1 protein-coding gene is annotated in these 1,834 nt (G+C 71.5%); it reads left to right on the forward strand.

Annotated elements, in window-relative coordinates; all coding sequences use genetic code 11:
* Nucleotides 1-1,834, forward strand: a 1,834-nt coding sequence (locus tag ACFV5N_RS27535; protein WP_385605176.1) for a condensation domain-containing protein, incomplete at both ends; no start/stop codon positions are given.

A 1,834-nucleotide genomic window follows, 5' to 3' on the forward strand; every position in this document is an offset into this window, starting at 1 on the left:
CGCACCACTTCGTCCACCTCACCCGTCTCCCCCTCACCCCCCAGGGCAAGATCGACACCGGAAGCCTTCCGGCACCGGGCCGGGAACGTCCCGAACTCGGCCGGGACTACGCGGCGCCGCTCGGTCCGGTGGAGGCCGTGCTCGCGGACGTCTGGAGCGAGGTGCTCGGGGTCCGCCGGGTGGGCCGCGACGACTCCTTCTTCGACCTCGGCGGCGACTCCATCCGCGCCATCCAGGTCCTGGGGCGGGCACGGGCCGGTGGGGTGTCGTTCGCCCTCCAGGACCTGTTCCGCCATCCGACACCGGCGGGCCTGGCCGCGGTCAGCAGCGTCACCGAGGAGAGCGGGGCAGCGGACGGGGAGCCGCCGAGCGGACCCGAACCGTTCTCGCTGGTCTCCCCCGAGGACCGGGACAGGCTGCCGGACGGGCTCGTCGACGCCTATCCCATGGCCGAACTGCAGGTCGGCATGGTCTACGAGATGGAGTTCGACCCGGACCGGCGGCCGTACCACAACGTCGACAGCCTGCGGATCATCGGCCCGTTCGACGAGGTGGCCTTCCGGGACGCCGTGGCCCGGGTGGTCGCCCGGCATCCCATCCTGCGGACCTCCTTCGACCTGAGCGGCTACAGCGAGCCGCTGCAACTGGTGCACCCGCACGCCGAGATGCCGTTCACCGTCGTCGATCTGCGGGACCTGGAGGCGGCGGCCCAGGAGGAGGTGATCGGCGCGTATGTGCGGGCGGAGCGGGCGCACCGCTTCGACCACACACGGCCGCTGCTGCTCCGGTTCGGGCTGCACCGGCTGGCGGACGAGACGTTCCAGTGGACCATCACCGAACACCACGCCATCTTCGACGGGTGGAGTCTGCACTCGACGCTCTCGGAGATCACCGCGCTCTACCAGGAGTTGCTGGCGGGAGGTGATCCGCGCCCGGAGCCGCCCACCTCCACGTACCGGGACTTCATCGCGGCCGAGAAGGCGGCGACGGCCTCGCGGGAGAGCGCGGAGTTCTGGCGCGAGCGGGTCGGGGACCGCCCGGACTGCCGGCTGCCGCGCCGCCCGGCGGGGGCGCCGTCCCTGCCGGGCGGGGAGGCGATGCCGGACGAGTGGCGGGTGCACAACGAGGCCGAGGGATACGGCTCGGTGGAGACACTGCTGCCGCAGGAGGTGTGCGACGGTCTCCAGGAGGTGGCGCGCCGGTGCGGGGTGCCGTTCAAGGCGGTGGCGCTGGCGGCGCATCTGCGGGCGATCAGCGTCCTGACCGGCAGCACCGATCTGCTGGTCGGCCTGACGGCCAACGGGCGGCTGGAGGAGACGGACGGGACCGAGGCGCGGGGGCTGTATCTGAACACCGTGCCGTTCCGGTTGCGGCTGCCGGAGGGCAGCTGGGCGGATCTGGTGCGGGCGGTCTTCGCCACCGAGCGCGATCTGCTGCCGCACCGGCGCTATCCGCTCGGCGCGTTGCAGCGCGGGCTCGGCGGTGGCCCGCTGTTCGAGGTGAACTTCGTCTACAACCACTTCCATGTGCTGGGCAAGGCCTTCGGTGCGGACCGGATCCGGATCGAGGACGGCAAGATCGACAGCTTCAGCACGGAGCGCGCCGAGCCCACCAACTTCCCGCTGAATGTGGGTGTGATCCGCAACCCGTACTCGTCACGGCTGCTGCTGGGGCTGGACTACCACCCGGACGTGCTGACGCAGGAGCAGGTGCTGTCGCTGCGCGATGTGTATGTACGGGTGATGCGGGCGATGGTGGCGGATCCGGAGGCGCCGCACGGGGAGGCGCGGCTGGTGGGGGACGCGGAGTTGGCGGTGATCGACTCCTGGCAGGG

This window comes from Streptomyces sp. NPDC059853 (genome assembly GCF_042731495.1).
Classification (GTDB): Bacteria; Actinomycetota; Actinomycetes; order Streptomycetales; family Streptomycetaceae; genus Streptomyces.